At 70.0% G+C, this 8,150-nt stretch carries 6 protein-coding genes and 1 riboswitch; of the genes, 3 read left to right on the top strand and 3 right to left on the bottom strand.

Going from position 1 to position 8,150, the window contains the following annotated elements:
- The 3 genes from AX744_RS05285 to mfd form a co-directional block, all read right to left on the bottom strand.
- Positions 1-1,356: phosphotransferase (locus AX744_RS05285; protein ID WP_231728743.1), on the bottom strand; the 1,356-nt coding region annotated here is incomplete at its 3' end.
- Positions 1,353-1,976 carry a gamma carbonic anhydrase family protein gene (locus tag AX744_RS05280; RefSeq protein ID WP_046749654.1) on the bottom strand — a complete coding sequence of 208 codons (624 nt, stop codon included), beginning with the start codon at positions 1,974-1,976 and terminating at the stop codon, positions 1,353-1,355. The genes AX744_RS05285 and AX744_RS05280, both read right to left, overlap by 4 nt.
- Positions 1,977-2,011: 35 nt before the next feature.
- Complete coding sequence (gene mfd / locus AX744_RS05275) at positions 2,012-5,587, bottom strand: transcription-repair coupling factor (RefSeq protein ID WP_061015652.1); 3,576 nt, start codon at positions 5,585-5,587, stop codon at positions 2,012-2,014.
- Between the two features lie 78 nt (positions 5,588-5,665).
- On the opposite strand from mfd, the gene AX744_RS05270 reads away from it, so the two are divergent.
- The 3 genes from AX744_RS05270 to ribD form a co-directional block, all read left to right on the top strand.
- Positions 5,666-6,229 (top strand): GNAT family N-acetyltransferase, encoded by a 564-nt coding sequence (locus tag AX744_RS05270; protein ID WP_046749656.1) that lies wholly within the window; start codon positions 5,666-5,668, stop codon positions 6,227-6,229.
- Between the two features lie 77 nt (positions 6,230-6,306).
- Entirely contained in the window at positions 6,307-7,170 is an 864-nt protein-coding gene (locus tag AX744_RS05265; RefSeq protein WP_061015650.1) for an Fpg/Nei family DNA glycosylase, read from the top strand.
- Positions 7,171-7,247: 77 nt separating this feature from the next.
- A riboswitch (FMN riboswitch) is annotated at positions 7,248-7,392 on the top strand.
- A gap of 63 nt (positions 7,393-7,455) precedes the next feature.
- Positions 7,456-8,150, top strand: a 695-nt coding sequence (gene ribD, locus AX744_RS05260) for a bifunctional diaminohydroxyphosphoribosylaminopyrimidine deaminase/5-amino-6-(5-phosphoribosylamino)uracil reductase RibD (RefSeq protein ID WP_061015648.1), incomplete at its 3' end; no start/stop codon positions are given.

Genomic DNA, 8,150 nt, shown 5'->3' with positions numbered 1-8,150 from the left:
GCTCGCCGGAGCCGCCACCCTCACGCGAGGGCCCGGAGGGAGATGCAGTTCACACGACGTCGCCCACGTCTCCCCCGGCTCCGCCTCGTCGATGCGCGCCCGGGTGAGTCGGAACACCCCGTAGGGCAGCACCGCTACGGCGACCCCGAGCTCGATCGCCTCGGCGACCAGTTCCCGCTCCGACGTCTCCTCGAGCCAGCGTCCGCCGTCGAGGTCCGCCGACTCGACACCCGGATCGACCACGGCGACGCGACCGGTGAGATCCGGCAGGAGCGCGGCCAGAGGAGCGGCGTCAGGATCGGTCACCACATCCGCCGCATCGAAGCCGGGGCCCTCATCGACGCCGACCGTGGCGAGCACGTGCTCTGTCATCTCGACGAGCGGCAGCAGTGTCGCGGCGTCGAAGATCGCCTGCTCGCCCGCGACCCTCTCACGCGCGTAGTCGTTGTCCCCGTCGATCTCCAGCTGACGCCACCCGCTCGCGACCAGCAGGGCAGCACGCAGCACCACGAGCGGCCAGACCGCTCTCGCCTCCGTGTCGCTCAGCGGCGCATGGCGATGGAACGCGGCGACCGTCTCGAGCACCCGAAACGGCCGCTCGGGCTCGTGATGCAGCATCGATGCCGCGCACACCGCCAGCTCGGCGACGCGCCAGCCGAGCCCGAGGTCGCCGAGATCGAGCACCGTGCGCGGGTGCAGCCGTGCGTCGTCGCCGCGCTCCCCCATCACGTTGTCGTCCGTGAGGTCGCCGTGGATCGCCTGCACGGGGAGCCGGTCGGCCAGGAGTTCGACGGCGGCATGCGCCTTGGCCGCGGCGCGCAGCACCCGTCCCCGGAGCGTGGCATCGGCGATCGACGGCGCGAGCGCATCGATCTGCTCGTACGCGACGCGCATGTCCCACATCTGCCGACGGTCGAGGCCGGGATGATCGAGCGCCGACAGCGCGTTCACGGATGCGGCGGCCAGCGCCCCGAACTCCGCGAGCACGACGGGCGCGAGGTACCCGGCATCCACCATCGGCTCGCCCGACGCGAACTCGCTGCGCCGCGCGGCGAAGCCGTTCCAGCGCTGGGTGAGCGCGCCGTCGAGCCCCGGGAGGACCGCCGGGACCTCGACGCCTGCGTCACGGTAGGCGTCGAGCGCGACGTGCTGCGCCTCGCGCTCGTCATCGCCGAACACCGGGTTGTCGATCCGCAGCACGCTCTTCGCCCCGTCCTGCGTGGTGAGCAGGAAGTTCCGATCCTGGTTGCTGCCCAGCTCCTCCGCGGTCGCCGCGATCCCCCAGCAGTCGAGGGCGATACGCGCGGCGTCGGCCGTGCTGACGGCGGGGCGGACCAGGCCCACGTCGCCCGTCATGCGTGGGACTGCCCGCGGTGCGCGTCGAGGCTCACATCCTGCGCATGCCGTGCCAGCGAGCTGCCGTAGCGCTCCGTCAGCTGCACCATCAGGTCGGGGGTGTCCCGGTCGACCCCGAAGACGTGCCCGGGGAAGTCGAGGTCGGGCTGCGCCGCCGCGATCTCCTCCTCCCGGTCGGGCGAGAACAGCTGCACCGGATCGCCGACAGCCACCCAGCCGATCGGCACGACGGTGCCCTCAGGCAGCACCGCGCGGCGGAGCACGATCGCATTGACGCGCACCTCGCAGCGCGATCCGATCAGAGAGCCGTTGAACACCCGCGACCCCGAGGCGAGGAACGTCTCCTCCCCCACGGTCGCACCGGCGATGCTCGACAGCGTGCCGATCAGGGTGTGCGATCCGATGTGCACCGCGTTCGCCGCAGTCGCCCGGATGAGCGCGTTCTCCATGACGATGACGTGCTCACCGAGGGTGATCGCGCCTCCCTCGGCGGTGATCACGGCGCCGTGCAGCACCTGGCAGCCCGGCCCGATCTCCACGTCTCCGGAGACGACGGCGGTGGGGGCGATGACGGCGGTGTCATGGATGCGGGGGCGAGCCCCGAGGTGCTCGTACAACATGCGGCCAGACTAGTACCGCCGCCCGGGGCCCCGCGCTACTCGGCCTTGACCGGTTCGGGGAAGATCGCCGTGAACAGCTGTCCGACCCACTCGAGCAGTTGCGCATCGGGCAGGGGTTCGAGCCCCACGCCGACTGCAGCAGGGACCGTGGGCATCGGCACGACCAGAGCCTCTCCCCCGGAGACGAGCTTCGCCTTCGGGTACAGACGCTGCAGCCGCACCTTGATCGAGTCCTCGAGCCGCGCGGGCGCGATGCGCAGGTTCGACCCCATCACCACGACGTCCGTCAGCCCCGCCCGTGCCGCACGACGACGAAGGCGCGAGACGGCCAGCAGCCCTTCGACCTCTTCCGGCGGAGTGCCGTAGCGGTCGACGAGCTCTTCGACGACGAGGTCGATGGCATCGTCCTTCGCGGTCGCAGCGGATGCGGCGGAGAGCTTCTGGTACGCCTCGAGGCGCAGCCGCTCACTGTCGATGTAGTACTCGGGGATGCGCGCGTCGAGGGGCAGCTCGAGCCGCAGCTCCTGCCCGGTCTCGACCTCGTCGCCGCGGAAGGTCGCCACGGCCTCGCCGATCATGCGCAGGTACAGGTCGAAGCCCACGCCGGCGATATGACCGGCCTGCTCGGCACCGAGCATGTTGCCCGCACCACGCAGCTCGAGGTCCTTGAGCGCGACCTGCATCCCCGAGCCGAGTTCGTTGTTGACCGCGATCGTCTGCAGACGGTCGGCGGCAGTCTCGCTCAGCGGCTTCATCTCGTCGTACAGGAAATAGGCGTAGGCGCGCTCTCGCCCACGACCGACGCGGCCGCGCAGCTGGTGCAGCTGGCTGAGTCCGTACTTGTCAGCGCGGTCGATGATGATCGTGTTCGCGTTCGCGATGTCGAGTCCGGTCTCGATGATGGTCGTCGACACGAGCACGTCGAACTTGCGCTCCCAGAAGTCGTCGACGACCTGTTCGAGCTGGTGCTCGGCCATCTGACCGTGTGCGACCGCGATCCTGGCCTCCGGCACCAGTTCGGCCAGCTCGCTCGCGACCCGCTGGATCGACTGCACCCGGTTGTGCACGAAGAACACCTGGCCTTCGCGCAGGATCTCGCGTCGGATCGCCGCCGCCATCTGCTTGTCGCTGCGGGGACCGACGAACGAGAGGATCGGATGCCGGTCCTCCGGTGGCGTCGCCAGGGTCGACATCTCGCGGATGCCGGTGACCGCCATCTCCAGTGTGCGCGGAATCGGGGTCGCGCTCATAGCGAGGATGTCGACGTTCGTCTTCATCTTCTTGAGCGCGTCCTTGTGCTCGACGCCGAAGCGCTGCTCCTCGTCGATGATCATCAGGCCCAGGTCCTTGAAGATCACCTGATCGGTGAGGATGCGGTGGGTGCCGATCACCATGTCGACCGAGCCCTCCAGCAGGCCCTGCAGGGTGAGGCGCGCCTCCTTGTCGGTCTGGAAGCGCGACAGCGGCCGCACCTTCACCGGGAAGCCCGCGAAGCGCTCCGTGAACGTCTCCAGGTGCTGCTTCACGAGCAGCGTCGTCGGCACGAGCATGGCGACCTGCTTGCCGTCCTGGATCGCCTTGAACGCGGCACGGACGGCGACCTCGGTCTTGCCGAAGCCCACATCGCCCGAGAGCAGACGGTCCATCGGGATCGGCCGCTCCATGTCGGCCTTGATCTCGTCGATGGTCTGCAACTGGTCCTGGGTCTCGGCGAACGGGAAGGCTTCTTCCAGTTCGCGCTGCCACGGGGTGTCGGGGCCGAACGCATGGCCCTTCGCGCTCATCCGGGCGGAGTAGAGCTTCACGAGCTCGACGGCGATGTCGCGGACGGCCTTGCGTGCTTTGCCCTTGGCCTGCGACCAGTCGCTGCCGCCCATCTTCGAGAGCGTGGGGGCCTCGCCACCGACGTACTTCGAGAGCAGGTCGAGCTGATCCGTCGGAACGAACAGCTTGTCGCCGGGGTACCCGCGCTTGGAGGGCGCGTACTCGAGCACGAGGTAGTCGCGGATCGACTTCGTGGCGTTGCGTCCGCCGGTGGACACCTCGCGCTTGGTCATCTCGACGAAGCGGCCGATGCCGTGGGTGGCGTGCACCACGAAGTCGCCCTGCTTGAGCTGCAGCGGGTCGACCACGTTCTTGCGGCGCGATGCGAGCTTCTTGACCACGCGCTGGTCGCCGCCGATCGTGCGGCCGTAGAACTCGTTGTCGGTGAGGACCGCGAGCTTCGCCTCCGCCACCTGGAAGCCGGCTTCCACGGACCCGGTGACCAGCGTCGCGACGCCGCCCTCCGGTGCATCGCCGAGCGTCTCGACCACTCGGGCGGCCAGGCCGCGGTCGGCGAGCACGTCGCGTGCGCGGTCGACCAGACCGCCACCCGCCGCGATCACGACGACGCGCCACCCGTCGGTCAGCTTCGCCTCGACGAAGGAGATCGCGCCGTCGACGTTGCCGTGGAAGGACGGGATGACGGCGGCGCCGAGGTTCGTGGCGTCCGCGTCGCCCTCGCCGAGCCCGGCTCCGAACGGGCTGAGCCGCCACCACACGCCGTCCCGATCCCGCACGACCTCGCGCAGCTCGGCGATCGTCAGGAAGTCGCCGGCACCGAGGTCGATGGGAGCCGACGCCCCCGAGGTCGCGGCGCTCCACGCGGCATCGAGGAACTCACGATTCGTGTCGCCGAGGGTGATGGCACGCGCACTCGAACGCTCCGGGTCGATGATCGCCGTGGCGCTGCCGACGGGCAGGTACTCGGCCAGCGACTTCAGCGGCCCTGCGACGGCGGGGAGCAACGACTCCATGCCCTCGACCGGGATGCCCTCGGCCATCTTCTCGAGCATTCCCGAGATCGCGGGGAAGCCTCCGACCAGGGCACGGGCACGATCTCGGACCTCGGCGGTGAGCAGCAGCTCGCGGGTGGGAGGCAGATCGACACCGGTGACGTCGCCGGGCAACGAGCGCTGATCGGCGACCGAGAACGCGCGGATCTGATCGATCTCGTCGCCGAAGAACTCGACGCGATACGGATGCTCCGACGTCGGAGGGAAGACGTCGAGGATGCCGCCGCGCACCGCGAACTCTCCGCGACGGGACACCATGTCGACGCGCGAGTAAGCGCGCTCGACCAGCTGCTCCACCGCGAGGTCGAGTTCGTTCCCCCTGCTGCCGACGGCGAGTTCGAGCGGGGCGATCTCTCCCAGGTTGCCCGCGATCGGCTGGAGCGCGGCGCGCACGGATGCCACGACGACGAGCGGGTGATCGCCCGACCACTCGGCGATCCGGCGCAGGGTCTGCAGCCGCTGGCCGACCGTGTCGGGGCTCGGGCTGAGCCGCTCGTGCGGCAACGTCTCCCAGGCCGGGAAGGTCAGGACATCGGCCTCCGGAAGGTAGGCGTGCATCGCGAGCGCGAGGCTCTCCGCCCTCCTTCCCGTGGGGACGACGGCGAGCAGGGCGGCGGGGTGCCCTGCCGCGGCGCGCTTCTCGAGCAGCCCGGCGAGCGCGGGCGCATCGAGCCCGTCGACCAGGCCGAGATCGGCGTCGGTGCGCGCCCAGCTGAGGGCATCGCGGTACAGAGACGCCTCTTCCAAGGCGCGCAGAATCCCCGGAACAGTCACCGGACAAGACTAGTCGCGCCCACCGACACTCCGGCCGCTCCGCGTTCGCAGGGGCATCGTTCTCCCTAGGCTGTCGGGATGGAATCCGTCGTCCTCACCACTGAACGCCTCGTCCTCCGCGCCCCGACGGAGGCGGACATCGATGCGATCACGGATGCCTGCCAGGACCCGGAGATCCCGCGCTGGACGACCGTTCCGAGTCCGTACGGTCGCGAGGACGCCGCAGAGTTCGTGCGCATGGTCGCCGCGCAGTGGGACACCGGGTCGGAGGTCGTCTGGGGCATGTACGCGGATGGCGAACTCGTCGGCATGATCGGTCTGCACAACATGACCGAGCACTTCACCGGCGCGACTGCCGAGCTCGGCTACTGGGTGACGGAGGCGGCCAGGGGCAAGGGCTATCTCGCAGAGGCGGGGAGGGCCGTGGTCGACTGGGGGTTCGTCGGACTCCGGCTGGTGCGCATCCGCTGGCAGGCCGTCGCGGGCAACGTCCCCTCCGCCCGCGCTGCGCGCGCACTCGGCTTCCGGTACGAGGGACTGCAACGGCAAGCGCTCACGGGCCCGCGCGGCCGGGACGACGGCTGGATGGCCGGGCTGCTGCCGAGCGACGACCGCACGCCGGTGGACTGGCCCATCCTCTGAGGTTCGTGACCGCGCGGCGAGCGATGACCTCGGCAGCCGAGGGTGACAGTGTCGGCGGCCGATGACAGGATGAACGCATGCCGGAGATGCCGGAAGTCCAGGGGCTGTCCACCTTCCTCGGCGAGCGCGCCGTGGGGCACACGATCACGCGCGCCACCGTCTCGGCGATCGCCGCGCTGAAGACGTACGATCCGCCGATCCATGCGCTTCAGGGGCAGGCGATCACGGCGTCCACCCGTCTCGGCAAGTTCGTCGTGCTCTCCTGCGGCGACGAACTGCACCTGGTGTTCCACCTCGCGAAGGCCGGCTGGCTGCGCTGGTACGAAACCCTCCCCACGACGCTCATCAAGCCGGGCAAGTCGCCGATCGCCCTGCGCGTCGCGCTCGACGACGGGAGCGGGTTCGATCTCACGGAGGCGGGCACGAAGAAGTCGCTCGCGGTGTATGTCGTCCGCGATCCGCAGGAGGTGCCGGGCATCACCAGGCTGGGACCCGATCCGCTCGACGAGGCGTTCACGCGCGAGACGTTCGCCGCCCTGCTCGACGGCCGCCGCATGCAGATCAAGGGGCTGTTGCGCGACCAGGCGGTCATCGCCGGTATCGGCAACGCGTACTCGGACGAGATCCTGCATGCCGCTCGCATGTCGCCGTATGCGATCGCCGACACGCTCGACGGTGCCGAGATCGATCGCCTCTTCGATGCCATGCGCGAGACGCTCACCGAAGCGGTCGCCGAAGCCTCCGGCAAGCCACCGGCCGACCTGAAGGATGCGAAGCGCCGTGGGATGCAGGTGCACGCCCGCCGGGGGGAGGCCTGCCCGGTGTGCGGCGACACGGTCCGCAGCGTGTTCTTCGCCGACCGCTCGCTCGAGTACTGCCCCACCTGCCAGACGGGCGGCAAGGTGCTCGCCGACCGGCGACTGTCCCGGCTTCTCAAGTGACGGCGAGCGCGTGGCGCACCCGGATGCATGTCTTGGAATGAAATCTGCGCAGATGCGTTGACTACACTCAGATCAACAACGTGCTCCGGGGTCGGTGGGAATCCGAACCGGCGGTGACAGTCCGCGAGCGTCTCGAGAGATCGAGATGCCGATCCGGTGGAATTCCGGGACCGACGGTGATGCGAGGGAGACCTCGCTAGTCCGGAAGGGAGGCAGCACGAGACGCATACGTGCGTCCGTTCCGCCATCCCTGCCCGAATCCGGAGCCTCAGAGGAGGACGACGGATGGCAGTGAACGCGGCAGAGCGCACCGCGATGGACCGCGCTCTCCATCTCGCCGCACGCGGGCCCCGCGGGGCGAACCCGCAGGTCGGCGCGGTCATCCTCTCCCCCGACGGCACCGTGCTCGCCGAGGGCTGGCACCACGGCGCCGGCACTCCGCACGCCGAGGTCGACGCTCTCTCGAAACTCGCTCCCGGCGAAGCCGAAGGCGCGACGGCCGTGGTCACACTCGAACCCTGCAACCACACCGGCCGCACTGGCCCCTGCGCCGTCGCCCTGATCGAGGCGGGCATCTCACGGGTGGTCTACGCTCTCGACGATCCCGGCGCGGTGTCCGGGGGCGGCGCGGAACGTCTGCGCACTGCCGGCGTCGAGGTCGAGTCCGGCGAACAGGCGGATGCCGCGCACGCCCTCATCGCCGGATGGCTGACCGCCCAGCGACTCGGCCGTCCGCACATCACCGTCAAGTGGGCGCAGAGCCTCGATGGCCGCGCCGCCGCCGATGACGGGTCGAGCCGGTGGATCACCGGATCCGCAGCCCGCACCGACGTGCACCATCGCCGGGCAGCGGCCGATGCGATCGTCGTCGGCACGGGAACGGTGCTCTCCGACGACCCCGCTCTCACGGCCCGCGACGGTGACGCTCTGCACCCGCATCAGCCGATCCCCGTGATCATCGGAACGCGGCCCACACCCGC

The organism is Microbacterium sp. CCH5-D1 (genome assembly GCF_001557335.1).
In the GTDB taxonomy this organism is placed as follows: Bacteria; Actinomycetota; Actinomycetes; order Actinomycetales; family Microbacteriaceae; genus Microbacterium; species Microbacterium oxydans.
This window is presented reverse-complemented; position numbering and strand designations above follow the sequence as displayed.